Consider the following 25,650-nt stretch of genomic DNA (forward strand, 5'->3'; position numbering starts at 1 on the left):
CGCCACCGGTTCCTGGCGAGTGCCGGGGCCGCCGTTGTGAGCAGGGAGGACCTGACGTGCGAGTGACGGACACCGTGCTGGTGGCCAACCGGGGAGAGATCGCGGTGCGGGTGATCCGCACCCTGCGGGCGACCGGTCGGCGGGCGGTCGCGGTGCACACCGAGGAGGACGCCGAGGCCCCGCACGTGGGGGCGGCCGACGAGGCCGTCGCCCTCACCAGCGGGGACGGCGGCCCGGCCACCTACCTGGACGTCGACGCGGTGCTCGCCGCCGCCCGCCGGAGCGGGGCCGGCGCCGTGCACCCCGGCTACGGGTTCCTCGCCGAGAACGCCGGGTTCGCCTCGGAGTGCCGTCGTGCCGGGCTGGTCTTCGTCGGTCCTTCCCCGGACGCCATCGACACGATGGGGGACAAGATCCGCGCGAAGGCCGCCGTGGCGGCCGCCGGGGTGCCGGTGCTCCCCGGGGTCGCCGAGGACCCAGCCGCCCCCCTGACCGACCAGGAGTGGCGGGCGGCGGTGGGGCGCGTCGGGCTCCCGATCCTGCTCAAGCCCTCGGCGGGTGGGGGAGGCAAGGGCATGCGGCTGGTCCGCGACCTCACCGAGCTGCCCTCGGCCGTGCGGAGCGCGCGTCGGGAGGCGGTGGCGGCCTTCGGGGACGGGACCCTGCTGGCCGAGCGGTATGTCGAGAACCCCCGGCACGTGGAGATCCAGGTGATCGGGGACTCCGCCGGTTGCCTGGTCCACCTGGGGGAGCGGGAGTGCAGCCTCCAACGGAGACACCAGAAGATCGTGGAGGAGGCTCCCTCGCCGGTGCTGAGCGACGTGACCCGGGCCGCGATGGGCGAGGCCGCGGTCCGGGTCGCCCGCGCCGTCGACTACGTGGGCGCCGGCACCGTGGAGTTCATCGTCGGTGGCGACCGGCCCGACGAGTTCTTCTTCCTGGAGATGAACACCCGCCTCCAGGTGGAGCACCCGGTGACCGAGCTGGTGACCACGGTGGAGGGGCGTCGGGGGGTGGACCTGGTGGCCCTGCAGCTCGGGGTCGCCGACGGTGCCGGTCTGCCCGGGCTGCTCGGGGTGGCGACGGACGGCCGGGGTCCTGAGGCGGAGGAGGCGGTGCGGGCGGCGCTGGGCACGAGCGGGCACGCCGTGGAGGCCCGGGTGTACGCGGAGGACCCGGCCCGGGGGTTCCTGCCCACGGGGGGGCGGGTGCGGGTGCTCCGGGAACCGGGGGGCGAGCACGTGCGGGTGGACTCGGGCATCGCGACCGGGGTCGACGTCGGCACCGGGTACGACCCCATGTTGGCGAAGGTCGTGGCGTGGGCACCGAACCGCCGCGAGGCCCTGAGCCGGCTCGACCGGGCGCTCGGCGAGCACACCGTGCTCGGCGTCCGGACCAATGTCCCCTTCCTCCGGGCACTGCTCCGGGACGCCGACGTGGTGGCCGGTCGGTTGTCCACCGGGCTGGTGGAGCGCTTCGTCGAGGGGGAGCGCCTGCCGACCACTGATCCACCGGGCGAGGTGCTGGTCGCGGGCGCCCTGTGGTGCCAGCTCGACCGGGAACCGGCCGGTCCGGTGGCCAGCAGGTTCGCCCTGCCCGACGGCTGGCGCTGGGGTGGTCCGGCGGCGACGCCCTGGTGGCTCGGGGAACCGGGGCGGCCCGCGCACCGCGTCCTCGTCACGGGTGGGGCCGAGGACGCGGCGGTGTCGGTGGGCGGGGCTGACCCGGTGCGGGGTGGCGCGCGGCTCGACGGCACCGAGCTGACCGTGCGGGTGGACGGCCGGACCCGGGTGTACACCGTGGCGCGGGAGGGGGGCAGGCGGTGGCTCGCCTGGGCGGGCGGCACCTGGGAACTGGTGGAGCGCGAGCCGTTGGCCGCGGTGTCCTCCCCGGCGGCGACCACGGCGGACGGGCAGGTGCGGTCACCCATGCCGGGAACCGTGTTGACCGTGGGGGTGGCCGTGGGGGACCAGGTGGTGGCCGGGCAGGAGCTGCTGGTGGTCGAGGCGATGAAGATGGAGCACACCGTCACGGCACCGGTAGCGGGGAGCGTGGCGGCCCTGCTCGTCCGGCCGGGCAGCCGAGTGGCTCTCGACGAGGACCTCGCCGTGGTCGACCCGACCTCGGCGACCGCACCGTCCGGTGATCCCGGACCGGTGTGACGGGACAACCCACCACACGAGGACAGGGGAGCGGCCGATGCCCGACTACCGGTTGGACGAGGAACACGAGCAGCTGCGAGCCACCGTCGCCGAGTTCGCCAGGGACGTCGTGGCGCCGGTGATCGCGGGGTACTACGAGCGGGAGGAGTTCCCCTACGACATCGTCCGGGGCATGGGCGAGATGGGCCTGTTCGGCCTGCCCTTCCCCGAGGAGTACGAGGGGATGGGCGGGGACTACTTCGCGTTGTGCCTGGCCCTGGAGGAGCTGGCCAGGGTGGACTCGTCCGTGGCCATCACCCTGGAGGCGGGGGTGTCGTTGGGCGCGATGCCGATCTACCGGTTCGGCACCGAGGACCAACGCCTTCGCTGGCTCCCCGACCTGTGCTCCGGTCGTCGGCTGGCCGCGTTCGGGCTGACGGAGTCGGACGGCGGTTCGGACGCCCAGGCCACCCGGACCAGAGCCAGCCTGGAGGGCGGGGAGTGGGTGGTGAACGGCTCCAAGGTGTTCATCACCAACTCGGGGACCGACATCACCTCCCTGGTGACGGTCACGGCGGTGACCGGCCGGTCCGAGGCGGGCAACGAGATCTCGGCGGTCGTCGTGCCCTCGGGCACTCCCGGCTTCACGGTAGCCGGTCACTACTCGAAGGTGGGGTGGAACGCCTCCAACACCTGCGAGCTCGCCTTCGCCGACTGCCGCGTCCCCGAGGCCAACCTGTTGGGTGAGCGCGGGCGGGGCTACGCCCAGTTCCTGCGCATCCTGGACGAGGGCAGGATCGCGATCGCCGCGCTGGGCGTCGGCCTGGCGCAGGGCTGCGTGGACGAGAGCCTGCGCTACGCGAGGGAGCGAACGGCCTTCGGGAAGAACATCGGTTCCTACCAGGCCATCCAGTTCAAGATCGCTGACATGGAGGCCCGCGCGCACACGGCGCGGCTGGCCTACTACGACGCCGCCGCGCGCATGTCGCGGGGTGAGTCGTTCAAGAAGCAGGCCTCGATCGCCAAACTGGTGAGTTCGAACGCCGCGATGGACAACGCGCGGGAGGCGACGCAGATCTTCGGTGGGTACGGCTTCATGAACGAGACGCCGGTGGGCCGCTTCTACCGGGACGCCAAGATCCTGGAGATCGGCGAGGGGACCTCGGAGGTGCAGCGGATGCTGATCAGCCGGGAGATGGGGTTGCGCTGAGCGTGGTCGGCCCGTCCTGGTCGCCGTCCGCCCTGGCGGGCAGGTGGTGGGCCAGGACGGGGCTGATGTCGGCCACGACCGAGCAGGCCTGGTCCGTGCGGGCCACCTCGTCCTCCTCGCCCTCGGGGGCCGGGTCGCTCCCGGTCCGGCCGACGGCGACCATGAGGCTGACGGTCGCGTCCTCCGCGACGTCGATGTCCATCCGGCACATGCCGTCGGCGTAGCGCAGCAGCCTGGCGTCGAACGGGTCGGCGGTGGTCGGCTCGATGCTGGTCACGTCACCGGTGTAAGCGTTGGCGATCCCGTGGTGGGGGTCGACGACCACGCCGAGTTCCCAGGTCTGGCCGGGGTGGGTGGTGCCGTCGACGAGGATGCACAGTCCCAGGCCGCGTTCGTTCTCCTCGTGGACCGCGAACCCGTTGACGCCGGCCGCTTCGGCCAGGCCGTCGACGAAGAGGTCGCACGCGCTGCTCGCGGGGTAGTCGGGATGGCCGGTACCGGTGGGGGTTCCGGGGGGAACGCCGTTCACGTCCGCGCTGGCGGCGATCTGGGGGAGCTCGGGGGGAGGCGGGGCGGCGGGCGTTCCACCGGCGACGGCGCTGCCGGGCGAGGTGCTGGTGCAACCGGCCACCGTGGCCGCCGCGAGCGCGAGCAGCAGCGGGGCCGCCGGGCGCGGCGTGGGCCTTCCCCCTGGTCCACTCGGATGGGTCACGATCGCATTGTGCCTGATCCGGCGAGGAGATCCCCCGCGAAAGGGTGAACCAGGCGGCTCGGGGGCCGGAGGAACCGCCCACTCCATCACGGCTTGTGCGGAACGTGGCACCCGCTGCTGCCCAGCCGTGCGAGAAACCGCCGAAGCGGGTGGGGAACCGGGTGGAGCCATTGACAGTGCGAAGTTCAGCCGGCACTGTCTGTTCATATTGTGCTTATCTCATGCACTATGTGAACAGGAGAGTGTGGTCGGCATGCCGGATCACGGGACCCGGTCATGGCGTTCGGAGTTCTCCTCCGGAGCTGCCCGGAGGTGGCCTCGGAAGAAAGCCGCCTCCCCGGAGGGCGAGTGAACACCAGGGCGCTCCACCCGCCACCATGGGATGGGGAGCCCCGCCGTCGATCGGCGGTTCCGGGGCGGTGGTCGTTCCCGTGACTCCGCGCCCCTTCCCGTTCCCCGCCGACTCTTCCGCTTCTCGACGTCGAAGGCCGTCCCTGCCCGGAAAGGACACGCCGCAATGAAGCTGAGCATCTTCTCGGTCACCGACCACCATCCGAGCCTGGGCCGGAGTATTTCCGATTTCTACGATCAGCTGCTCGACGAGATCGAGCTCGCGGACCAACTGGGTTTCGCCAACTACTTCGTGGCCGAACACCACTTCCACGAGTACGGGGTCGTGACCTCGCCGCCGGTGCTGTTGGCCGCCGCCGCTCGGCGGACGAACCGCATCGGGCTGGGAGCGGCCGTGGCGGTGTTGCCCTTCCACAACCCGCTGGTCCTCGCCGAGGAGTACGCGATGCTGGACCAGCTGTCCGGCGGGCGGTTGGCGCTGGGTGTGGGGTCGGGGTACCTCGAGCACGAGTACGCGGGTTTCGGGATCGGGAACTCGGAGAAGCGGGTCCGCTTCGACGAGGCGCTGGAGGTCCTGACGAAGGCGTGGACCGGGGAGCCGGTGACGTACCACGGCCACTACCACCACGTGGACGACGTGCGGATCGCGGTCACCCCGCTCGCACCGCCACCGTTGTGGGTGGCCGTCATCCGGGCCGAGGCCGCGTACCACGTGGGGCGGCAGGGCCGGAACGTCATGCTGATCCCCTACGCCACGGCCACCGACATCAGCGACCTCGGGACCATCGTGGACAGCTATCGCAGGGGGTACGCCGAGTCCGGGGCGCCTGGCAGGGGTGAGGTCGCGGTCGCCCTGCACACCTACGTCGGGGACCGACCCGACGTTCGATCCGAGGTGGGGCCGGCGCTGGCGCAGTACACCGACAGCCGCCTCTACCACCGCAGCCGGCGCAGTTACGACCAGCTCACCGACGCGGGCCTGGTGCTCTTCGGCGACCAGGACGAGGTGCGGGAGCGCGTGGAGAAGCTCAGCGGGCTCGGCGTGGGGCACCTCCTGGCGTTGACCAACTTCGGCGGCATGCCGTCGGAGCTGGCGAACGCGTCCCTGCGGCGGCTGTCCACCCTGTTGCCGACGGCGGACGAGCGCGACCCGGTCTGAGCCGGCCGGTGGACCGTGCGGCGAGCCCCACTGCCGCACGGCCCCGGCTCCCCCGGAGCGCGGACGGGCTCAGCTGGCGAGGAACTCCTCGATCCGGGTGACCGTGATCAGGGGCGCCTCCTCGATCGCGTAGTGCCCGGCGTTGCGGAACAGCTCCACCCGCGCGTTGGGGTGGTGACGTGCCCAGGTGTCCCGGAGCATCCCCGCGCTGAGCGCCGGATCGTGCTCACCCGCGATGAGCAGCATCGGAGTGGTGTCACCGCTGATCTTCTGCTGGAAGTCGTTGCGCGCCCAGTCGCGCAGGTACTCCGCGAAGGCGGTCACCGTCGAGCGGTCCAGCGAGCGGCGGACCATGTCGTCCAGCCACCGCCCGCTCAACCGGCCCCCGGTGGTCATGTCGATGATCGCCCTGCGGTTCGCCGCGCTCTCGGCCGCACCCGAGAACAACTCCCAGGTCCGCTCGTCGAGGGGTACGCCCGAGGCGGGAACGGGGGACACGCCGACGATCTTGCGTACTCGCTCCGGCGACTCGGCCAGCACCGACGCGGCCACCTTCCCGCCCATGGAGTGGCCGACGAGGGAGAAGTTCGGCCACCCCAGCGAGTCCGCGACCGCGAGCACGTCGGAGGCGGTCTCGGCAGTCGTGTGCTCGCCGGCGATCCGCATCGCCTCGCCGTACCCCCGGTAGTCCATGAACGCCCAGGTGAAGCGGTCGGTGTCCAGCTGCGGCGTGATCGCCTCGAAGGCCGACCGATCTGATAACCAGCCGTGCAGCGCCAGCACGTGGTGCGGGCCGTCACCGAGGACGTCGTGCGGGAGAACAGCCACAACAGCTCCTGTTCTGCTGACCGGGGTGGGGTCGGCGGACACATTCGGGCTGGGGTCTTCCGTCTCGGTCGAGCCGGACTGGGTCAGGCCGGACAGGGCGAGCCGGACTGGGTCGTGAGATCGGACGGGCGGAATCGCTGATCATGCCAGGATTGGACTCCTGGCCAGTGAAGTCAATCCTGCGGTCGGAGCCTTTGGCCGATGTGGACGGGACGCCACGAATCACCCTGCGTGATCCCGCGGTGGAGGGCCGACGACGGCCGCGCCTCCAGGGGACGAGGAGGTTTCCGCTGGGAGGGAGGCAGACGAACCCCGACAGGCCGCCCTGCTCCGCGCGGGTGGTGGCCCGTCACGAGTACGGGGGCGAGGCGAACCCGACGGGGTGAAGCGTCGTCCACGCCCCGTGTCGACTCGGGTGGGTTCCGGGGCCCGGTACCCGCCCAGAGTCACCCCCGGATCCCCGTGACCGTGCGTCCGAGCCGTTTGGCGACGCGGAGCACCTCGGGGGCGACCGCTGCCTCGGCCAGCGTGCCGATCGAGACGATGCCCACGCTCGCCACGGCGAGGCCGTCGGAGGGAGCGATGGGGGCCGCGAGTCCCCAGGCGCCCGGTTGCAGCTCCCCGCTGGTCACCGAGTAGCCCCGTTCCCGCGCCGCGGTGACCTCCGCTCGTTCGTCGAGCTTGGCTGGTCGCCCCGCCAGGATCGCCATGCCGGCGGCTCCGAGCCCCGCCTCGTGCCGGGTCCCGACCCGGTAGGCGACGTGGGTGAAGGTGCGCGAGGGTTCGGTGACCGCGACGACGACGCAGCTCGTCTCGCCGTCGAGCACGGTGACGAACGCGGTGGCACCGCAGTTCTCGGCGAGGGTCCGGAGCTCGGGGGCCAGCGCGCGCCGCAGGTGTGGCAGCACGGCGGTGCCGAGTTCGAGGACGCCGAGCGCGAGTTGGTAACGGCCCCGTTCGGTCCGGGTGACCAGCCGGTTCGACTGGAGGGTGCCGATGAGCCGGTAGACGGCGGTGCGCTCGATGCCCAGCGTCCTGGTCAGTTCGGCGTGGGTGAGGCCGTCGGGGTGGTTTCGCAGGGCCCACAGGATTCGCAGTCCGGTGTCGAGGGTCTTAGCTCCCGGAGGAGGTGCGGAATCAGCCGGCGATCCTGTCGAAACGGGTCGCCGGTCTTCGTTCAGCACGTCGGCCACTCCCTCTCTTGGATGATCTTTCCTGGGAATTCGATGGCAAATCATTGTGCACTATCTACGCAAACCGACTTTCGGGACGGTGTCTCCCGCCATTTCCGCTGATCATCGCGGTTTGTCCTCGGCTGGCGTTCATGGCTTCCGAAACCAATTCATGTGGTGCACAATATGAACTAGTTGGGTAGAATGTGCACGGTGTGGCATCATCGCCCCAGGCGATCGGCAGCGACCCGGAACGCCGTCCGGAGTCGCGCCGAAGTCGAGGTGGCGAGGAGGGGTCATGGCGATTACCCGGGAGCAGGCGCTTCGCGAATATCCGGAGCTTTCCTGTCTCGCGCTCATCAAGGAAGCCGGCTGGGATTTCGAGCTGATGACCGACGATGCCGGTGAGCTGTCCTGCGTGGTCGGCTACCGGCGGGAGAAGCAGTACCTCGACGCCGTCTACGTCTACGACATGACCGACACGGTCGCCGTCCGGATGGTCCTCGACCAGGCGGGCAGCCGGGGCGGCATCGTCTGGCAGCGCGGCGGGCACCTGGCCGACACCCTCAACGAACTGCTCGAACTTCCCCCACCCGACCTCTGGTTGTCCCCGTTGATCGCGGCTCCCGCGCCCCGCTCGGGCTGCCTCAGCTGAACCACCGCCAACCCGGGGCGGCGAAGACGATGTCCCCGTCGTCTCTCCCGCGCCTCACGCCTCCCCGGGTCGTGCGGAACGCGGTTCGGTGCCGTGCCGCCCCCCGCCCGGCACCGAACCGCCCCAACTCGGTCCGCCGTCGACGATCCCCGCCTCCCCCCCCCGTCGGCGGCGGACCCGAGTTGTCGCGCTGGTACGTCACCCGCTCAACCGGCTGCCCGTTCTACTCGGTCCGCTCCCGCACCGGCTCAGGGGAGTGGCAGCAGGGTCACCGGGAACGGCATGTTCTCCCCGTCCCAGGGGGCATCGCGAGGCGCCCCCCGGCGAGCTATTCGTCCTCGGTGGAGACGAGGAGGAAGTCGACCACCAGCGCGCACGGTGCGCCCTCCGCGTCCCGTCCCAGCCACGTCGGGTAGCTGCCGTCCCCCTCCCCGGCCCGGAACACCACCAGCGAACCCCCGGACGACGAGTCCACCAGTTCGACCGGCTTCTCCACGTCCACCGGCGGAACCGCGTCCTCGCTGACCACGCGTGCCGCCCATCCGGTGGCCTCGGCCGCGCAGAGGCAGGCCAGCCCGGAGTCCACACCGAAACCGAAGAACTCCCCCGCGCGCAGTTCCAGCGGGTCCTGGCCCGCGCGCAGCGCCGGTTCCCAGCTCGTCGGGACACCGCCACCCCACCGGACGCGCGCGGCGGCCACCAGCGGTCCCTCTCCCGGCCGCTCCGTGTCGACCAGCGCGAGTTCGACCGGATGCCGTCCCTTCGGCAGGCGCACGACCAGCGGATCGGTGTCCGCCTCCACCGAATGCGGGTCGGCGGTCACCACCCGGCCGGTCGGGAGCACCAGCGTCCCCGCCGCGAGCGGGTCCCGGCTGAGCGCGGGCCGCCCGTCGCGGAACACGGACCGGCAGCCCTCGACGAAGAGGCGATCCGGCCGCTCCGGCAGCAGGGGGCGCGGCGGCTCCCACAACCGGGTCCCGGCCGGAACCGGGGTCTCCACCACCTCGGAGTCCTCCGCCTCCCGAAGGGTCGGACGCGGGGTGGACGTCGAAGTGGAGGCGCCGGAGAGGCTGGTCAGCAGGGGGACCCAGTCCCCGAACTCGGGGAAGTCCCTCCACAACGGGTCGGCGTCGATGACGTTCACCGTCTCGCTGGCGGGTCCGTCGGCGCCTCGCGGCTCCCGGTGCACCGTCACCCGGCCACGGTGGTCGTACCGTTCGCGGTGGAGGGCGGCACCCGGGTCGAACTCGGCCTGGTCCTCGGCCTGGTAACCCCAGTGCTCCAACGCCAGCGGGAAGAGCCGCCCCTCCAGCATCTCCCGCAGTTCGATGCGGGCCGCCCGGCGCCGCTGCCCGTCGAACAGCCACACGCCCAGGTAGCGGTCGGCCACGCCCACCTGGAGCAGGGCCTGCGGGGCGTCCCCGTTGGACAGCAGCACCGCGTACCGGGACCCGGCCTCGTGCCGCGCCCGCGCGGTCGCGGTGCGCAGCGGCCCGAGCAGGTCACGGGCATCCGCGTCCCAGTCCTCGCCGTACCGCACGTTCATGATCGGCGCTGTCATGGCCGTCCTCCAGCTCCTCGGGTTCCGCCCGGGAAACTAGCCGGTGCCCGGTACGACCGGTTCCGCCGGGCGCCCCGGCCAGGGCGCCCACCGCCGCGCACCCGGACCGGGCGGCGACCAGGCGCGGGTGGGAGCAGCGGGTTCCGACGTCAGAGCCCCGACCGGTCCAGGGTGCTGGCGACGACGGCGTGTTCCTCGGGAAGACCCCACCGGTGCCGGTAGACGGCGATCACCAGGTCCCGCAGGTGCGCCTCCTCCCCCGGGGCGAGTCGGGCGGTCATCAGCCGCATCGGGTCCCACTGGGGCCGCCCTCCCGGGGTGTCGTGAGGGGTGAGGTACCCCTCGACCTGGAGCAACACGCCGTCCTGACGCTCGTAGAACCGGATGCGCCGGCGCCGGACCAGCTCCTCGACCTCGTCGACACCGTCCTCCTCCGGATCCTCGACGTCCCAGAGCAGCCGGGACCGCCCCCCGGCGGCGAGCCGGGACGTCATCGCCCGCCACAACGCGGCGCCGACCCCCCGCCCCCGCTGGGACTCGTCAACGACCAGGTACCGCAGGTAGGTCCATCGCGTGTCGCCGAGATGACGCAGCACCGCGAGGCCGAGCGGTGCGCCGTCGCCGTCGACCAGCGCCAGTGCCTCCTCGTCCTGCCGTCCCGAGGCCACCGCCTCGGTGAACGGGGCCCGGAGGTGCTCGGCGAACCCGCTCTCGTAGATGTGGCGCAACCGGGCCGCCGCCTCGGCGGACAGGGCGGAGACGGGGGACAGGGACGTGTTCATCGCTTCTCGCAGACCTCGTGGGCGGGTGGAACGGGAGTGCTGGCATCGCCGCCGTGACGCGTCGGGCGGCCCACCCGGGCAGCCATGCCGCGCCTCGGGTCGGGGCGGCTGGGTCACGGCGACCAGGAACCCGTGGACCGGTCGAACACCGCGCCGCCCAGTTCCCCGAGGACCGCCTTGGTGACCCGCTCGGACGCCGTCCTGGGGAGGTCGGGGTGGAACTCCCAGTAGCGGGGAACCTTGAAGGCGGCCAGGCGGCTGGCGCAGAACTCGGCCAGGTCGGAGGGGGACACCGCGTCCGGTTCCCGCAGCGCCAGGTAGGCCTTGACCTCCTCCCCGCGAAGCTCGTCCACGACACCGGTGACCGCCGCCAGTCGCACGGCCGGGTGGGTGAGCAGGACCTCCTCCACCTCCCTGGCCGCGATGTTCTCCCCGGCCCGCCGGACCATGTCCTTCAACCGGCCACAGTGGTACACCCGCCCTCGTTCGTCCAGTCGACCCAGGTCCCCGGTGTGGAACCAGCCCTGTCGGATGACGCGGGCGGTGGCCTCGGGATCGTCGAGGTAGCCGCGCATCATCCCGGGCCCCCGCAGGGTGAGCTCGCCGACCAGCCCCGTGGGCACCGGGTTCCCGTCGGAGTCGACGATCCGCACCTCCCGGGAACGGGTGGGGCGGCCGAGGCAACCGGTGCCCACCAGCTCGTCGTGCTCCTCGGCACCCACCCTGATGTCCGCTCCGGTCTCCGTCATCCCGAACGCCTCGTACCAGGGCACGCCCCAGCGCCGCTCCAACTCGCCGTGCAGGGCGGGAGGGATCGCGGAGCACTGCACGGCCCGCACCCGGTGGTCCCGGTCGGCGACGGAGGGGGGCATCCGCAGCAGCAGCGTCGGCATCGCCCCGAGGCAGTAGAAGTAGGTCACCCGGTGTTCCCGCACCCGCGACCAGAAGCTGCTCGGGTGGAAGCCGTCGAGCACCACCAGTTCCGCCCCGGCCAACAGGGCCGCCACGACGTTCCACTGCGGGTCGACGTAGGAGAAGGGCTGCGCCGTGAGCAGCACGTCCGCCTCGCCCAGGTGCGGGAACTCCGCCACCATGCCGCCGCCGAGCACCGTCCAGTACCGGTGGGAGAGCACACATCCCTTGGGACGACCGGTGGTCCCGGAGGTGAACTGGATGTTCACCGTGTCCTCCGGTTCCGGCTGGTGGTCCTCGACGGGGGCCGCCCCCCGGTCGGTCGCCAGGTCTTCGGCCAGGAGGACGTTCGCCAGGCCGGGAAGCGTGGCGGGCAACGCGGCGAGCAGGTCCGTGAACTCCGGGGAGGTCACGACGGCATGGGTGCCGGCGGTGCGGAGCAGGTGCTCGGTGTCGACGCCGCGGTACTTCGCGTTGACGGGGACCATCACCGCGCCGAGCCGGGCGAGACCGAGCCAGACCAGGGGGTACTCGGGCCGGTTGCGCAGCAGGACCGCCACCCGGTGGCCGGCGCGCACCCCCCGGGCCCGCAGTGCCGCCGCCACCTGGGCGGTGCGCCGGTCCACCTCGGCGAAGGTGAGCCGGACCGGCGCGGCACGGGGGGTGTCCGGGTCCGCCGACCCCGGGTCGAGGTCGAAGGTCCAGGCCACCCGGTCGGGCCACCGCTCCGCCGCGCGCCGGACCGCGGTGACCAGGTCCGGCACCCGGTGGGCGGCGAGCCCACCGGGTCCCGTCGCGAGCTCACTCATGGCGGACCCGCCCGGGGTCGGAGCCCGTGTCGGCGCGGCGACGCTCGAACTCCTGCCGACCCACATCGGATTCCGAGGTGAAGCGGGTCGTGACGGCGTGGTCCAGCTCGACCGACATGGCCTGTTCCAGGGTGTGGTCCATCCCGCTGTCGAGCACACGTTTGGCGAGGGCCAGCGCGGTGCGGGGCCGCTCCCGCAACCGCTCGGCCAGCTCGCGGGCGGCGGCCTCGTGCGTCCCGGCGGGGACCACCCGGTTGACCAGGCCGAGTCCCGAGGCCGTCTCCGCGTCCAGCCGGTCGCCGAGCATCAGCGCCTCCTTGGCCCGCATCGGGCCGACCGCCAGGGGCAGGAGGCGTGAGATGCCGCCCGTGACGCTGAGGCCGACCCCGACCTCGGGGAAACCGAAGGACGCGTCCTCCGCCGCCACCACGAGGTCGCAGGCGAGGGCGAACTCGCAGCCGGCGCCGAGCGCGTAGCCGTGGACCGCGGCGATCACCGGCCCGGGGAACCGGCGGATCTCCCTGGTGACGTCCTGGAGGCGGTCCACCCTGGCCCTGGTGCCGAGCGGGTCCTCCTCGGGGGTGGGTTCCCGCAGGTCGTGTCCCGCGCAGAACGCGCGTCCCCGCCCGGCCACGACCACCACGGCCGCACCGTCCCCGCCCGCGCGGCGCAGGCCGTCGATCAGCGCCTCGGTCAGTTCGGGGACGACGGCGTTCAGCCGGTGCGGCCGGTTGAGGTGGAGACAGGCGATCCCGTTCTCGTACTGGTAGTCAACGGTCATCCCCGGCGCCTCCGCGGTCCGATCGATCGATCGATAGAGTCACGACCGGACGGTAGGAGCGGGGTGTTCACGTCGTCAATACCCCGCTCTGGGCACGTACCGCGCGTGACCGGTCACCGGGTGTTCGTCCTGCTCGCGGCCGTGGCGCTCGCGGAGCGTGATGCGGACGGGAACGGGGGCGGGAATGCCGCAGCGAGGCGCCGTCGGCGCGGAGGAACGGATCAGGGCCGCCGCGGTACGGCTGTGGTCGGAACGGGGCTTCCACGGAGTGGGCATCCGGGAGCTGGCGGAGGAGGCGGGACTGTCCTCGGCGACGCTCTACCACTACATGGGCACCAAGGAGGACCTGCTCGCCGATGTCATGTCCCGTGGGCTGCGTCGGCTCGTCCTGGCCGCCGAACGGGTGACCCAGCAGCGGGCGGGGGCCGGTCCCAGGATGAACGCGCTGGTGCAGCTGCACGTCCTCACCCACGCCCTCAGGCCGAGGGAGACCAGGGTGGTCGACGGGGAACTGCGCGCGTTGTCGGGGGACCGCCGGGGCGGGGTGATGTCGCTGCGCGACGAGTACGAGCGTTACTGGCGGGCCACGATCGACGAGGGCCGCGCCTCGGGCGCCTTCCGGGTGGAGGCGCCCGGCATGGCGCGGCTCGCCCTGTTGGAGATGTGCACCGGTGTGGCCCGCTGGTACGACCCGGGAGGGCCGATGGCGCTGTCCGAGGTGGCGCTGGGGCACGCCCAGCTCGCGTCGCGGGTGTTGGGGGCGGAGGAACTGGAACTCGTGGACGAGGTGGACTGGTGCCGGGGCCTGGTCGGTGAGATCTGGTCCGGGCCAGGGGGCGGGTGACCGGCGGATCCCGCCTGCCCAGGGTCGTGGGCCGCGGTGGTGGTGGGGCGCCGCCCCGCGCGGCGCGGTCGCGGTTCCTCGGGCGGTGCGGGCGACCCCGGCCGGTGAGCGGCCGTCGGTGGTGCCGGCGGGAAGCCCCGCGCAGCCGGCGGGCCGGCGGGGTCGGCGGGTGCCACTGGTACGGGCGGGTGGTGACGTCTCGGGCGTTTCGGGGCGCTGACAGGGGTGTCGCGGGTGGTCCGGCCCCGATCAGGCCACCCAGGAGTGTCGTTCGGAACTCGCCGAGTGCAGGTGCCGGCCCGGCAGCGGGGAGCCGTCCGCCTCCCCGGACTCCCGCGAGTCCCGGTCCGCCGCCTCGTTCACCCGCCGGTCGCCGACATCCGGCCGACCCGGGGTGGGACTGCGGCCGGAGGACCGGCGGCGCACCACGACGAGCAGGACCAGGCCGACGAGCAGGACCAGGTGGGAGGCCACCCGCTCGACGGGTGCCTGGCCCCGCACCAGGTCCCAAACCGAGAACCCGGCCAACACCACCAGGAAGCCCGCGAACACCGGCACCATGCCCCGCGCGTGTTCCACTCGGAACGACGCCCACAACATGCCGAGGCCCAGGGCCACGTTCCAGGCGGTGCTCTCGTTCAGCAGGTGTGGCTCACCCGAGTGGTCGTGACCGAATCCGAAGTCGACACCCAGGTAGGGCCCGACGGCGATCAGGACCTGGACGACCGCCACGACGGCCAACGCGATCCTGACCGCCAGGTGGGCCGGGGGCCGCCGCCGCCGAGTTCCGACAGCGGGAGCGGCCAGCAGGATCGCGTCGACGAGGTCCGGTGCGCGTGGCGCGGGACGAACCCGCAGCGATCGCGTCAGGGCCTGTGCGCGTCGGTACCAGAAGACGCAGGGGGCGCAGGACTCCAGGTGTCGCGCGACCACCTCGGCCGGTACCGGTTCCCGTTCCCCGTCGATGCGGGCCGACAACGCTTCACGGCAGGTCTCGCACTCCACACCCTGATTGTCGGCCATTCGGCAGACACGGTTCCGTAGGGACACTGCGCTACGCTACTGATCTGTGACCTGGCGTGGGGTTTTCGACGACGAGACCACACGGTTGGCCGTGGCGGCTGGCACGGGGGACCGCGAGGCGATCGCGGCGTTCGTGCGCGCCACCCAGCGGGACGTGTGGCGGTTCACCGCCCATCTGACCACCGTGGACAGCGCGGACGACCTGACCCAGGAGACCTACCTGCGGGCGTTGCGCGCGCTGCCCTCCTTCGAGGGGCGCTCCTCGGCCCGTGCCTGGCTGCTCTCGATCGCGCGGCGAGCGGTGGTCGACCAGCTCCGCTACGCCGGTCGGCGTCCCACGGTGGTGGGCGGGCAGGACTGGGAACGGTCGGCCGAGGCCGCGCACTCCAGGGTGCGGCGCACCTCGGGCGGCTTCGAGGGGGCGGTCGAACTCGACCTCCTGCTGGACGAGTTGGAACCGGAGCGGCGGGAGGTCCTGGTCCTCACCCAGGTGCTGGGGCTGTCCTACCAGGAGGCCGCCGAGGTGTGCGGGTGCCCGGTGGGGACCGTGCGGTCCCGGGTGGCCCGAGCCCGGGACGATCTGATGCGCGCGCTCGACGGGGCGCGGTCGGGGACCGGCTGACTTCGGGAGGGCCGGGGCCGGGCGGGCAGGCCCGCAGAGCCACCGGGAGGCCACCACCAGGCGGACGTCGCCGTCGTGGGTGGTGCGGCCGGGGCCAGCCGGGCGGGGAGGTGGGCTGGGAATGGCCTTCGACGAACGGTGGGTGCCGTGCTCGCCGAGGACGGCGTCGCGGCGGCGGGGACAGGTGGCGTTGTACCTGGACGTCGAGAACCTCGTGCTCGGTACGGGTCCCGCGCTCGCCGAGGACGGCGTCGCGGCGGCGGTCGTCCGATGGCTGTGCCACGCGTGGGGCGGCGCCCGCATCCGGCGCGGCTACGCGGACTGGGCCGACCCCCGTTTCCGCCGGTACCACCAGGTCCTCGAACACGCGGGCGTGGACCTGATCCAGGTCGGGCACGGGGCGACCCGGAAGAACGCGGCCGACATCCGCATCGCCGTCGACGCGATGGAGGCGCTCCTCGTCCACCCGGACCTCGACACGGTCGTGGTGGCCACCGGTGACAGCGACTTCTCCCCGCTCGTCACGAAACTCCGGGAGCACGGCCGTCGCGTCGTCGGCGTCGGCCCTCGGCGGGCGGCGAGCCCGAGGCTCGCCTCCGTCTGCTCCGAGTACGTGGTGTGGGACGGGCTTCTCGCGGGGATGTCGACCGGGTCGGGTGCCCCCTCTCCCGGGCCTTCGGCGGAGTCCCGGTGTCCGACGCCGACCGGCGACGACCCGCCGCCCGAGGTCGGCGCCGGCGGTGGGGAGGAACCCGTCGGGGCGCCCGGCCCGCTCGACGAGGTGGTCGCGCTGGTGCGCCGGGCCTTCGAGTCCGCTGGGAGCGCGCGGGCCACCGCGAGCGCGTTGAAGACCTGGATGTTGCGGGTGGACCCCGAGTTCAGGGAGTCGCGGTACGGCTTCACCCGGTTCCGCGAGCTCCTCGTCGCCGCCGAGGTGGTCCGCGAGGTGGGGCGTTCTGGCTCCGACATCGTGGTCGGGCTGGTGCCCCAGCCCGACGCGCCCCACCCGGCCACCGACTCGGAGCTGGCCGAACCGGGTTGACCTTCGGCTGCCTCGGCCCCGGACGCCGGGCGGCCCGCCCTGTCCCGCTCTGCCCGGCGGAGCGGCGGCCGCTGGTCCACCCGGGTGATAGTCGTGGCGGAAAGCGCTGGTCGCGGCCGGGACGAGCGGAACACGGCGCCGGAGCCGGGAACCAGGGGGGCGTCCCGGACGACTCGTGGGGTGACGAGCGCCGGAGGTGCGGCCGCCGAGGTACCAGCCTGTCGCACCGCCTGCTCCGTTCCGGCGCGAGTGCCGGGACACCCCGTCCCGGTCCCGCCGATCGTGAAGGGAGGTGCCGACGATGAAGAAGAAGGTCGAGCTGAAGGTGCGTCGCAAGCGGACCCGCACCCGCATCCTGAACAACCACGCCTGATCCGGGCGGGGACCCGCGTCGCCGAACGGTGCCGCGGGCTGACGGTCGGCGGTCCGGCCGGTGTCCTCGGACGCCGCCGGGCCGCCGACCCACCGGGAACGCGGTCCCCACCGCGTTCCCGGCCCTCCCACCCGCGCCCGGTGGCGGGGGCGGAGCCGGGTCGGTCCCACCGGTCCCGACGTCAAGCTTGTCCACGGCCGTTCGAGCGCGGCCGACCCAGCAGCGGAAGCAGGGGTGGCATGGAATACCGACGCGCGCGCAGTCTCGCCCTGTACTGGCACGACGGCGAACTCACCGCGGAGAACTACCTGGAACCGCGTTCCACCGACGAGGAGACGGAGAACGCGGTGGCGGTGGACGCCGAGGCGGTGCGGCTGCTCAGCCTGTTCGAGGAGTGGACCGACGTGGAGGCGGTGGTCGCCGACCACCCCGACCACGATCCCGATTCGGTCCGCGCCGCGGTGGAACTCCTCGCCGAGGACGGGCTGCTCGTCCCCAGGTCGGCCGCCGACCGGGAGGAACGGTTCCTGACGGCCTGGCGCGACTGGGGCGAGGACGCGCGGTTCTTCCACTTCGGCACCCGCAACGCGATCTACACCGGCGACAGCGTGGAACAGCGGCGGGCGGACGCGCGCTGGGTGCGGGAGACCGGGGGGACCCCGCCGGCGATCTTCAAGCACTACCCGGGGGCTCCCCGGGTCTACCTGCCCCGTGACGTGCGGCGGATGACCGACGACTTCGGCGACGTCCTGCTGCGCCGCCGCACCCACCGCGTGTTCACCGGGGCGGAGGTGAGCATGCGGGACCTGTCCTCGGTCCTGCACTACACCTTCGCGCCCACCCAGCTCTACGACGCCGGTGACCTGGGAACGCTCATGCTGCGCACCAGCCCGTGCGGTGGCGCCCGCCACGAACTCGAGGGCTACGTGGCGGTGCTCGACGTGGAGGGGGTCCCGCCCGGCCTGTACCACTACGACGGGGAGTCGCACGCGCTCGAACTGGTGGACGCCGACTTCGACCGGGCCCGGCTGCACCGGCTGACCTACGAGTCGGAGATGTGCACGCCCTCGGCGTTCGTGTGCTTCGTGACCGCCGTGTTCGAACGGACCATGTACAAGTACCGGAACTCGCGGGCGCTGCGGGTGACCCTGCTCAGCGCGGGACACCTCGGCCAGACCTTCGTGCTGACGGCCACCGCGCTCGGGCTGGGCGCCTGGCAGAGCGCCGCGTTCCGGGACGACGAGACCGACGCTTCCCTCGGTGTCGACGGCTTCGAGGAGGGCACGGTCTACATGTTCGGCGCGGGACATCCCGTGCTCGCCGAGAACGGCATGCCGAAGGGGGTCACCCGCGCCGGGCTGGTCGACCGGTCGAGTCTGACGGCGGGTCCCGACGGAACCGGTTGAGCCGGCCGGCCGACCAGCCGCGTCCGGAGGAGACGGAGCACCAGCGGCCAGCCGGAGCTGGCCGCTGCGACCCCTGCCGTCCCGCTACCGGGAACTCGCTGGTCAACCAGGGGTCACCGGGATGGTGGCCGTCGCACTGCTCTCCAGGGTGGCGCTCCGGACGTACCCGGTGGGAGTGCTGCTGCTGGCGGTACAGGCCACGGATTCCCACGCACATGCTGGGTGGGTGAGCGGCGCGGCGGCGATCGGCGACGCGACGGCCGTGCCGTGGCAGGGTCGGCGGGTGGACCTGTTCGGCCCTCGGCGGTCGACGGTGGTCCTCGCCCCGACCAACCCGGGCTGCTTCGTCACACTGGTGGTCGCGCTGGGCGGGCCGGCCGCCGGGCCGGCCCGGTGCTGGTGGCGTTCGCGTCCGGGGCCACCCTGCTCCGGGTGGCCCCGGAGCAGCGGGCCCCCTGGTCCGAGGTGGTGCCCGCACCGGAAACCCGGCGGGCCGCGCTGGCGGTGGACGCCGCGACCCTTGACCTCGCCCTGGTGGGCGGTCCGCTGTCGGCGGCCGCGATCGCGGCGGCGGCGGGGTCGGCCACGACGGTGCCGGGCGGGGCGGTGTTGGTCCTCCGCGCGGCGTCGTGGTTCCTCGCACTGCTGGCCACCCGGGACGCTGAGGGCGGCGGCGGGCCGACCGCGCCCGCCGGTACCCGGCCCCGGGTGGTGACGTACCCGGTGCTGGCGCGAGGAGGCGTCGCCGGCCCAGGGGCGTGCTCGCCGCCCTCGCCGCGTCCCCGTGCCCCCTGGTACTGGCCGTCGCCGTGGTGGACGGCGGTGTGCTGGGCGCCCTGCGCGTCGCGTTCGCGGTGTTCGGGCGCCGACACACCATGTCCGGGGTGCTCGGCCTCGCGGTGGCGTCGTTCGGGGTGGGCGGCGTGCGCGGTGGGCCGTGGTCCGGTGGCCGGTGTGCCGGGGCCACGCCGGCGCGAGCGATACCGCTGCTCCTGACCGGGTACACGGCGGCCACCCTGCTCCTCGCCGTCGACGAGGGGCCCGTGACACCGGTGGCGCTGGCCGCCACCGCGGGCTGGTGGTCGGGGCCCGTCGTGGTCCACACCCTCGATCTCGTGGCCCGCCACGCCCGCGCCGGGGCCGGCACCGAGGCCGTCGCCCGCGGCATCACCGCGACCTTCACCGGCGCCGCCGCCGGCAACGCGCTCGGCGGCCTGGCCGCGTCGTCCGGATACCAGCCCGCCGTCCTGGCCGCGGCCTCCTCCGGCGGACTCGCCGCGCTGCTGGCGCTCGCGTGTCGCGGTCGGCTGGCCGTGGTGGACGGGGAGATCTCGGCGGCGGGGAGCACCACACCGCCGTCGTCCGCCGGCCGGGGAAGGGCCGGCGACCCACCCGGTCGGCACCGTGGCCGGCCGGGGCGAACGAGGAGGACCAGGAGCAATGCACACTGACGAACCAGCGGCGCCCGCTCCGCGCCGCGACAGGAGGGACCGCACCCTGCGGTCCGACCTCAGAGCCATGCTGCCGGACCTGGCGATCGCCCTGCTGGTGACGGCGTCGGTCTACGGGATCCTGCACTGGCGGATCGACAACGGCACGTCGGACACGGCCCTGGTGATGCCCTTCATGGCCGACGCCGCCGCGAACTGGCCCTACTGGCTCAGCCAGGCTTTCGGCTGGTCGGCCCTGTTGTGGTCCTGGGTCACGGTGCTGTTCGGCCTGCTCGTCGGCGGGAGCCGGCCGGCGTGGATCAGGCTGCGTCCCGCCACCATCGAACGGCTGCACCGGACGACCAGCCTGACGGTCATCGCCCTGATATTCGCCCACGCCCTGGTGCTCAGCTGGGACAGCGGGAACGACCTGCTCGGCGCGTTCGTGCCCGGGCTCTACTCGCACGCGCCAGGGCGGTTCGCGGTGGCGATCGGTGTGATCGCCTTCTGGCTGGCCCTGCCGATGGGGCTGACCTACTACGTGCGGAACCGGATGGGCCCTCGCCTGTGGCGGATGACGCACCGGTTCATCATCGTCGTCTACGTGCTCGGGATCTGGCACACGTTCCTGTGGGGCACCAACGTGTGGTTCACGGGTGGCCTGCGCACCGTTCTCTGGGTGATGCAGATCCCGGTGGCCCTGCTGTTCCTGTGGCGGCTCCTGTACCCGGCGCGGCGTGGTGAACGGGTGCCGTGGCGTCCCTCGGAGTGGTCCGCTGGCCTCAGCGCGCGCGACGTCGGTTCCCTGGTGCTGCGGCTCGGTGCGGCGGCGGTCGTGGTGGCGCTGCTCGTCGTCATCGCCACCGGCAACACCGGGGGCGCCGACCGCGAGGACTACCCGAAGACCAGCACGAGTGACGGTGGGGGGCACGACCACCACGGGGACCACGAGGGGCACGACCACTCGGGGCACGGCCACTGACGGTGGCACGGCAGCGGAGTGGGAGGCCGAGCGCCGGCGCGGGCGCCGGCCTCCGATCATCGTCGGCGAGGGCCAGCGGACCCCGGGACGAGGCGAGCCGGGGGGCGCCGACCGATGGCCGTGGCGGAGCTGGGCTGGTGAGGCCCTTGCGCACGTGGGACGCGGCTGGGGCGCTCGCGCCTATGCGGGGGGTGCGCTGTCCGGACCGAGGTCGGGGTGCGGCCGGCGGGGGTGACGTGGTGGTTCCGGGGTGGGCGGGACCGCGTCGGGTTCCGGCCAGGTCGGCTGCTCGTCGGGTTCCGGCACGGGCGGCACGTCGTCACGGGCGGGTTCCCGTGGGCTGTCGTCCGGCTCGGGCGTGCCCGGGAAGTCCGGTGATGGCTCCTCCCGATCCCGCCGAGCCGGGTCGTCGGGGGCTCGGGAGGTGGAGTGACGGGTCCCGTCGGCGGGACGCGGCGAGGACGGGGAGCCACGCGCACCCGCACCCCGGCGCCGTCGGCGGTCGCGCGTCATCGGGCCTCCTCCTCGAACGTGGACCCACCGGGGCGGCTCGGCACTAGGAGTGCGGCCGCGACCGGGCGGACCCGCCGCCCCGGCGCTGTCGAGCCACCACCGGCGGCAACGTCAGTCCGGCGGTTCCTGGTCGGAGCTGTCCACCGAGTCCGCCGTGTCGAGCTCCGGGTCCACCGCCGCCAGGTCCTCCGCGTCGATGTCCAACTCCGGTAGCCGGACGTCCAGCTCCGGCGGGGTGGGCGTGTCCGGAGCCAGGGGCGGCTGCGGGTTCAGCCCGTCTCGGTCGTGTCGTTCCATGCTCCTGGGGTACCCCGACGTCGTCGCCGGGACGCGTCCGGAGCACATCCGCCTGAGGATTTCGGGGCCGGATCCGTTCGCGGGAGCGGCGGGAGGGAAGTCGGACGCTGGGAGCGGGCGGATCGGTGAGGGTCGGGGTCGGCACGGGTGTCGCCTCTCGGCGGAGATCCGAACGCGGCTCCGGCCGAACCGGTGTTCCGCGACGGTAGGAGTGTTGAGCCCGGGGGACCAGCCCCGTGCCGACCGCTCGGATCAACGCCGACCTCCCTCGGTCTATTCCTCGGCGTGCTCCTCGACGCTCCCGGGTACCGGGTCCAGCTCGGCCGCCGGCGGCACGGGGAGCCGGAACCGGCGCGACCGCACGTGCGCCACCAGGTCCGGTTCGGGGGGGACGTCGTGTTCGCGCAGGTAGTAGGGGACGGCACCGGACCAGACCCAGACGCCGTCGGAGTGCAGGGTGTGCGGCACGGTGGCCGGCAGGGCGGGGTCCAGTTCGTCGGGGCCGGTGGCCACGGCCGACACGGTCGGCGCGTTCTCCAGGTAGGAGAGCAGGGGAGAGCGTTCGGCGGGGGGGACCTGTTCGCGGGTGGCACGGGGGCGCCCGTCGGGGTCGGAACCGTCGAACACCCGTGCCTGGCGCAACTCGGCGCGGGTCGCCGCTGGGGTTGTGCCGGGGGCCGTGGGCGGGCCGGCCGTCGCGCGGCGGTCCCTGCCCGGCCGGGCCCGGCCGCGTCGCGGCACCCCGTCCGGCCGGTCGGGGGTCGGCGGGGCCGCCACCTCGGTGGGTGGGCGTTGGTTGGCGGGGGAGGTCCCGGTCGGCTGGACCCGCGCCAGGTGGTCCCGCCACCAGCTGGGCAGCCGTTCGTCGTCCCGGGGGTGTCGGCGCAGCTCCTCCAGCCAGACCGAGGGGGGAGGTCGGATGGCCCAGCGGGGTTCCCTGTCGAACTCCCACCGCTGTTCGAAGGAACCCGCCTTCTGGTCGAGGACGAGGACTCCGCTGACCCACGTCCCGGTCCCCGGCTGGTACATGGTCGTCCTGACCCGGTCGAGCAGCGGCGGCAGGCCCTCCGGCGGTGGGACGCGGTGGCTGGTGCCGTCCGGCATCACCACCCACACCTCCCACTCGGCGTGCTGCCCGGCCGCCCGGCAGAGCACCTGCACGGACGACCAGCCGGGGGCAAGGCCACGACGCAGCTCGGCGGCGGCGAGGTTCAGCAGTCGCTGCGGCTCCCGCTCCCCACCTGACCGTGCGGGGTGTCTCATCGCGGTTCGTCCTCTCGCTGCGGTGGCACCGCCGGCGGATCCGTCGCGGCGGGACATGGAGCGGCCATCCGGTGTCGTGCGCCTCGACTGCTCACCGTGACCGCCCGGCGGGCAGCCGCTGCCGTTCGGGTGGGCCTCCCGAGGGACCCGTGCGCACCGTTCCCGTTCCGAGCCGCCGCCATCCGGGCGGACCACGGCGGGACCGGCGACCACGCGGACGGCCGCCGCGCCGAGGGGGCGTCCGGGGGAGAGCGGCGCCGGTGGCCGGTGGCGCGCCAGGTGGGCCACTCGGCGGTGTCGGGCGGCCGTGGTCGGGCTGGGAGGGGCCTCGGCCGGGCCGAGCCGGGCACCCGGGCGCGGGCCTGGTTCGAACCCGCGGTCCAGCCCACGCCCCTCGTGCTCCTCCGGACGCCAGGGACCCCGCCCGGGCTCGCGTGCCGCCCCTCCTCAGCCGTGGCCCTCACCGCTGGCCTGACCCGCGGCGCCCCGTGGCGGCCTGGCCGTGCTGACCTGCGCGGAGACCGTGGCGGAGTGCCCGGCTGGCCTGATGCCTCAATCGACGTCGGGCACCGGCTGAGGGTTGGGACGGGACACCGCGTGGGGGAACGGAAGAAGCTCGGGACCGGGATGTCCGGCGCGGTGGCGGCGTCCGGGTGGTCTCCTCCCACGGGCTACTCGGAACGCCGCGCCGCGCGAGTGGTCGAGCACTTCGCCGGTCACGCTGCGGAGGGCGTCGAGGAGCTGGTCGACGGCGCTCCTGGGCGGGCGAGTGCGGTGATGCCTCCGTGCGGTCCGACACCACGACCTCCCGTGCTCGGTGCGCCTCCCGCCATGGTCGCGCAGCTCGGTCACCGTGGGTACGGATCCGAGGTCGGTTGGTCCGGATGGCCGACGGCACCTGGTGTCGTACTGCGCCGGGCGCAGCACGGCCCGCCGGTGGGGAGGACGTTCCTCGGAGGAGGTCGCGCACCGTCCACGACACCGACCGTGGTGGGGGCGCCACTCGGACGGCGGGTGCCCTCCGGCGGAGGAGCTGGGGAGCCCAAGTAGGGCCGGCGCGGCGGTCGCCTCACGGCGATGACCCGAACGCGGCTCCGGCCGGACCGGTATTCCGCGACGGCCGAGTGTTGAGCCCGGGGGACACGACCGCGCCGGCACCTCCTGACTACCCCACCGGGGCCGCGGTCATGCCTCGGGTGGGACGCCGATCCCGTCCGCTGGCGGCCGCTCGGGTCGTCCGGCACCGGAAGGCCCGGGTCAGGAGCGGGCCGAGGCGGACACCACCTGGTTCAGGACCGCTTTGAACAGGTCGGCGTCCACGGCCGTGGGGTCCTCGGCCAACCATGCGCCGACCTCGTCGACGAACCGCTCCGGGGTCATCGGGGCGGAGATCGAACCGTCGTCCTCCTCGGTGGTGATCTCGCCGGCCCGGCTCGGGTAGAGGAGCAGCGCCCCCCGGACCTCGACTCCGGGCAGCAGCCGGCGGTAGGCGGCGACCACGTCGGGGAGGCGAACGCTCCCACCCCGGAACGGGTGCCCGTTGCGCCAGAGCTCCCCGTCCTCGTCGACGGCGTAGTGGCCGGGCAGCCAGGCCCGCGACTCGACGAGGACCAGCCTGCGGCCGCAGAGCACCGCGTGGTCGACATCGGAGAACACGGAGTCGGGCATGGCCAACCCGTGGAAGATCCGCACCCCGGGGATCCGGGTCAGGTACGTCGTCAGCAGGTCGGCGGTGAGCTGTTCGGCGACCTCGTCCCGCTCCGCTCCCGGCCGGCCGAAGACGCGGGTGTCACCGAACTCCTCGGCGAAGGCGCGGTCCGTCCGGCTCGCGGCCAGCTGGCGGCGCACGATCCGGATCACCCAGCCCGCGGCGGCCGCGACCAGCAGCAGCCACATCATCAGCGAGACGGGCGAGCCGACCATCACCGGCGCGAGCGCGAGCAGCGCCGCCCACAGCCCGGTGGCCGCGAGAGGTGGGGCGTGCCCGCAGCCGGCGGGAGGGACGTGCCGGACGTGGTCGGTCTCCCGGACGGTCGTCCACCAGTCGAGGTCGTCGGGATCCACCTTGGGCGTGGGCGGGACGAAATCGGGGTCGGTGCCGAAGGGACGGCGGTGGCCGCGTCGCCGTGAGTGCCAGCGGGAGGGCGAGCGGGAGTCCCCTGGAGCGGCCGGCGGCGCGGCGGCCCTGGCGCGGTCGCGGTCGTACTGGCGGCGCAGGAGCGGGTCGGTCAGCGTCTCGTAGGCGTCCTGGAGCAGCCGGAACGCGCCCGCCGTGCCACCCGCGTCCGGGTGCATCGTCTTGGCGAGCTGGCGGTAGGCCGACTTGACCTCGGCGGTGGTCGCGTCACGGGACAGACCGAGCAGTTCGTAGTGGTCGACCACGGTGCGGAACTCCGATCGCCGTCAGTGCGTGCGCGGACACGGTAGGAGAGGCGTCCCGGGCGGGGCGAGCCGCCGGGTGCGCCTCGCGGGGGCGTCCGTTGATCATGGTGCCGGGGCGGTCAGGCACGTCTCTCGCGGGGGAGGTCCACGGTGGGTGACGGCACCCGGGTGCCCGGCGTCGGCTTCGCGGGTGTGGCATCGCCGCCCGGTCCGGTGCGCACACCGCGTCCGGCCCCGCACCGGGGGAGCGGCCTGGTCCGGTGCTCGGGGGCGGCGGGGTGGGCTCGTGGCTCCGCGTGCTCCGGGTCGGTGCTCCGCGCTCTCGGCGGCCTCGCGCCCCGAGCGGCCCCGTCCGTGTTCCATCGCGCCCGACCGAGCGCGCCAACAGGAGGCCGCGGCG

Annotated in this window: 22 protein-coding genes; 10 read left to right on the forward strand and 12 right to left on the reverse strand. The window is 73.5% G+C overall.

Features of this window, described 5'->3' with window-relative positions; genetic code table 11:
* Positions 1–62 precede the first annotated feature (62 nt).
* Together G443_RS20330 and G443_RS20335 are read left to right on the forward strand one after the other, a co-directional pair.
* Complete coding sequence (locus G443_RS20330; RefSeq protein ID WP_026419102.1) at positions 63–2,162, forward strand: ATP-binding protein; 2,100 nt, start codon at positions 63–65, stop codon at positions 2,160–2,162.
* A gap of 37 nt (positions 2,163–2,199) precedes the next feature.
* Complete coding sequence (locus G443_RS20335) at positions 2,200–3,351, forward strand: acyl-CoA dehydrogenase family protein (RefSeq protein ID WP_026419101.1); 1,152 nt, start codon at positions 2,200–2,202, stop codon at positions 3,349–3,351.
* On the opposite strand, the gene G443_RS20340 is transcribed toward G443_RS20335, so the two are convergent.
* Positions 3,326–4,063, reverse strand: coding sequence for a hypothetical protein (locus G443_RS20340; RefSeq protein ID WP_026419100.1), 738 nt, complete (start codon positions 4,061–4,063; stop codon positions 3,326–3,328). The two genes, G443_RS20335 and G443_RS20340, sit on opposite strands and share 26 nt — an antisense overlap.
* A 517-nt stretch (positions 4,064–4,580) precedes the next feature.
* On the opposite strand from G443_RS20340, the gene G443_RS20345 reads away from it, so the two are divergent.
* Positions 4,581–5,573, forward strand: a complete 993-nt coding sequence (locus G443_RS20345) for an LLM class flavin-dependent oxidoreductase (protein ID WP_035292205.1) — start codon at positions 4,581–4,583, stop codon at positions 5,571–5,573.
* Positions 5,574–5,642: 69 nt separating this feature from the next.
* On the opposite strand, the gene G443_RS20350 is transcribed toward G443_RS20345, so the two are convergent.
* Positions 5,643–6,401 carry an alpha/beta fold hydrolase gene (locus G443_RS20350; RefSeq protein ID WP_026419099.1) on the reverse strand — a complete coding sequence of 253 codons (759 nt, stop codon included), beginning with the start codon at positions 6,399–6,401 and terminating at the stop codon, positions 5,643–5,645.
* A 446-nt stretch (positions 6,402–6,847) separates the two neighbouring features.
* On the reverse strand, positions 6,848–7,585 hold the full coding sequence (locus tag G443_RS20355) for an IclR family transcriptional regulator (RefSeq protein ID WP_245588826.1): 738 nt from the start codon (positions 7,583–7,585) through the stop codon (positions 6,848–6,850).
* Positions 7,586–7,871: 286 nt separating this feature from the next.
* Here G443_RS20355 and G443_RS20360 point away from each other — a divergent pair, with 286 nt between their 5' ends.
* The gene (locus tag G443_RS20360; RefSeq protein WP_155886150.1) at positions 7,872–8,228 is read left to right on the forward strand and encodes a hypothetical protein; all 357 of its coding nucleotides are present in this window, start codon (positions 7,872–7,874) and stop codon (positions 8,226–8,228) included.
* Between the two features lie 328 nt (positions 8,229–8,556).
* On the opposite strand, the gene G443_RS20365 is transcribed toward G443_RS20360, so the two are convergent.
* The 4 genes from G443_RS20365 to G443_RS20380 form a co-directional block, all read right to left on the reverse strand.
* Positions 8,557–9,789, reverse strand: a complete 1,233-nt coding sequence (locus tag G443_RS20365; RefSeq protein WP_026419097.1) for a DUF4241 domain-containing protein — start codon at positions 9,787–9,789, stop codon at positions 8,557–8,559.
* A gap of 149 nt (positions 9,790–9,938) precedes the next feature.
* A complete protein-coding gene (locus tag G443_RS20370; RefSeq protein ID WP_026419096.1) occupies positions 9,939–10,571 on the reverse strand; it encodes a GNAT family N-acetyltransferase in 633 nt (210 codons plus the stop codon).
* A gap of 113 nt (positions 10,572–10,684) precedes the next feature.
* Positions 10,685–12,292, reverse strand: a complete 1,608-nt coding sequence (locus tag G443_RS20375) for an AMP-binding protein (RefSeq protein WP_026419095.1) — start codon at positions 12,290–12,292, stop codon at positions 10,685–10,687.
* Positions 12,285–13,073 (reverse strand): enoyl-CoA hydratase/isomerase family protein, encoded by a 789-nt coding sequence (locus tag G443_RS20380; protein WP_026419094.1) that lies wholly within the window; start codon positions 13,071–13,073, stop codon positions 12,285–12,287. Before G443_RS20380 ends, G443_RS20375 begins: the two co-directional genes overlap by 8 nt.
* Before the next feature lie 160 nt (positions 13,074–13,233).
* On the opposite strand from G443_RS20380, the gene G443_RS20385 reads away from it, so the two are divergent.
* Complete coding sequence (locus G443_RS20385) at positions 13,234–13,917, forward strand: TetR/AcrR family transcriptional regulator (RefSeq protein ID WP_245588825.1); 684 nt, start codon at positions 13,234–13,236, stop codon at positions 13,915–13,917.
* A 249-nt stretch (positions 13,918–14,166) separates the two neighbouring features.
* On the opposite strand, the gene G443_RS20390 is transcribed toward G443_RS20385, so the two are convergent.
* Complete coding sequence (locus G443_RS20390) at positions 14,167–14,940, reverse strand: zf-HC2 domain-containing protein (protein WP_051314018.1); 774 nt, start codon at positions 14,938–14,940, stop codon at positions 14,167–14,169.
* 46 nt (positions 14,941–14,986) lie between these two features.
* On the opposite strand from G443_RS20390, the gene G443_RS20395 reads away from it, so the two are divergent.
* The 3 genes from G443_RS20395 (at position 14,987) to G443_RS20405 (ending at position 18,383) form a co-directional block, all read left to right on the forward strand.
* A complete protein-coding gene (locus G443_RS20395; protein ID WP_026419092.1) occupies positions 14,987–15,562 on the forward strand; it encodes a sigma-70 family RNA polymerase sigma factor in 576 nt (191 codons plus the stop codon).
* 121 nt (positions 15,563–15,683) lie between these two features.
* A complete protein-coding gene (locus tag G443_RS20400; RefSeq protein ID WP_051314017.1) occupies positions 15,684–16,604 on the forward strand; it encodes an NYN domain-containing protein in 921 nt (306 codons plus the stop codon).
* A gap of 612 nt (positions 16,605–17,216) precedes the next feature.
* The gene (locus tag G443_RS20405) at positions 17,217–18,383 is read left to right on the forward strand and encodes a SagB/ThcOx family dehydrogenase (RefSeq protein ID WP_051314016.1); all 1,167 of its coding nucleotides are present in this window, start codon (positions 17,217–17,219) and stop codon (positions 18,381–18,383) included.
* Positions 18,384–18,730: 347 nt separating this feature from the next.
* Here the strand turns inward: G443_RS20405 and G443_RS20410 are convergent, their stop codons facing one another.
* Positions 18,731–19,255 carry a hypothetical protein gene (locus G443_RS20410; protein ID WP_253860255.1) on the reverse strand — a complete coding sequence of 175 codons (525 nt, stop codon included), beginning with the start codon at positions 19,253–19,255 and terminating at the stop codon, positions 18,731–18,733.
* 12 nt (positions 19,256–19,267) lie between these two features.
* On the opposite strand from G443_RS20410, the gene G443_RS20415 reads away from it, so the two are divergent.
* A complete protein-coding gene (locus G443_RS20415; RefSeq protein WP_253860256.1) occupies positions 19,268–19,834 on the forward strand; it encodes a hypothetical protein in 567 nt (188 codons plus the stop codon).
* Complete coding sequence (locus tag G443_RS20420) at positions 19,824–20,795, forward strand: ferric reductase-like transmembrane domain-containing protein (protein WP_026419090.1); 972 nt, start codon at positions 19,824–19,826, stop codon at positions 20,793–20,795. The genes G443_RS20415 and G443_RS20420 overlap by 11 nt, the downstream gene beginning before the upstream one ends.
* 624 nt (positions 20,796–21,419) lie before the next feature.
* On the opposite strand, the gene G443_RS20425 is transcribed toward G443_RS20420, so the two are convergent.
* From G443_RS20425 to G443_RS20435, 3 genes are all read right to left on the reverse strand, one after another.
* The gene (locus G443_RS20425; RefSeq protein WP_026419089.1) at positions 21,420–21,605 is read right to left on the reverse strand and encodes a hypothetical protein; all 186 of its coding nucleotides are present in this window, start codon (positions 21,603–21,605) and stop codon (positions 21,420–21,422) included.
* A gap of 273 nt (positions 21,606–21,878) precedes the next feature.
* The gene (locus tag G443_RS20430) at positions 21,879–22,868 is read right to left on the reverse strand and encodes a hypothetical protein (RefSeq protein ID WP_035274231.1); all 990 of its coding nucleotides are present in this window, start codon (positions 22,866–22,868) and stop codon (positions 21,879–21,881) included.
* A gap of 1,257 nt (positions 22,869–24,125) precedes the next feature.
* The gene (locus G443_RS20435) at positions 24,126–25,250 is read right to left on the reverse strand and encodes a J domain-containing protein (protein ID WP_026419088.1); all 1,125 of its coding nucleotides are present in this window, start codon (positions 25,248–25,250) and stop codon (positions 24,126–24,128) included.
* Between the last annotated feature and the right edge of the window lie 400 nt (positions 25,251–25,650).

This window comes from Actinoalloteichus caeruleus DSM 43889, assembly GCF_000429185.2.
Lineage (GTDB): Bacteria > Actinomycetota > Actinomycetes > Mycobacteriales > Pseudonocardiaceae > Actinoalloteichus_B > Actinoalloteichus_B caeruleus.

What these genes read in the sequence shown, in the direction of transcription:
- G443_RS20335 (WP_026419101.1), top strand. Translation starts at nt 2,200, where the DNA reads ATGCCCGACTACCGGTTGGACGAGGAACACGAGCAGCTGCGAGCCACC.
- G443_RS20345 (WP_035292205.1), top strand. Translation starts at nt 4,581, where the DNA reads ATGAAGCTGAGCATCTTCTCGGTCACCGACCACCATCCGAGCCTGGGC.
- G443_RS20360 (WP_155886150.1), top strand. Translation starts at nt 7,872, where the DNA reads ATGGCGATTACCCGGGAGCAGGCGCTTCGCGAATATCCGGAGCTTTCC.
- G443_RS20365 (WP_026419097.1), bottom strand. Translation starts at nt 9,789, where the DNA reads ATGACAGCGCCGATCATGAACGTGCGGTACGGCGAGGACTGGGACGCG.
- G443_RS20370 (WP_026419096.1), bottom strand. Translation starts at nt 10,571, where the DNA reads ATGAACACGTCCCTGTCCCCCGTCTCCGCCCTGTCCGCCGAGGCGGCG.
- G443_RS20375 (WP_026419095.1), bottom strand. Translation starts at nt 12,292, where the DNA reads ATGAGTGAGCTCGCGACGGGACCCGGTGGGCTCGCCGCCCACCGGGTG.
- G443_RS20380 (WP_026419094.1), bottom strand. Translation starts at nt 13,073, where the DNA reads ATGACCGTTGACTACCAGTACGAGAACGGGATCGCCTGTCTCCACCTC.
- G443_RS20385 (WP_245588825.1), top strand. Translation starts at nt 13,234, where the DNA reads ATGCGGACGGGAACGGGGGCGGGAATGCCGCAGCGAGGCGCCGTCGGC.
- G443_RS20390 (WP_051314018.1), bottom strand. Translation starts at nt 14,940, where the DNA reads ATGGCCGACAATCAGGGTGTGGAGTGCGAGACCTGCCGTGAAGCGTTG.
- G443_RS20400 (WP_051314017.1), top strand. Translation starts at nt 15,684, where the DNA reads ATGGCCTTCGACGAACGGTGGGTGCCGTGCTCGCCGAGGACGGCGTCG.
- G443_RS20405 (WP_051314016.1), top strand. Translation starts at nt 17,217, where the DNA reads ATGGAATACCGACGCGCGCGCAGTCTCGCCCTGTACTGGCACGACGGC.
- G443_RS20420 (WP_026419090.1), top strand. Translation starts at nt 19,824, where the DNA reads ATGCACACTGACGAACCAGCGGCGCCCGCTCCGCGCCGCGACAGGAGG.
- G443_RS20425 (WP_026419089.1), bottom strand. Translation starts at nt 21,605, where the DNA reads ATGGAACGACACGACCGAGACGGGCTGAACCCGCAGCCGCCCCTGGCT.
- G443_RS20430 (WP_035274231.1), bottom strand. Translation starts at nt 22,868, where the DNA reads ATGAGACACCCCGCACGGTCAGGTGGGGAGCGGGAGCCGCAGCGACTG.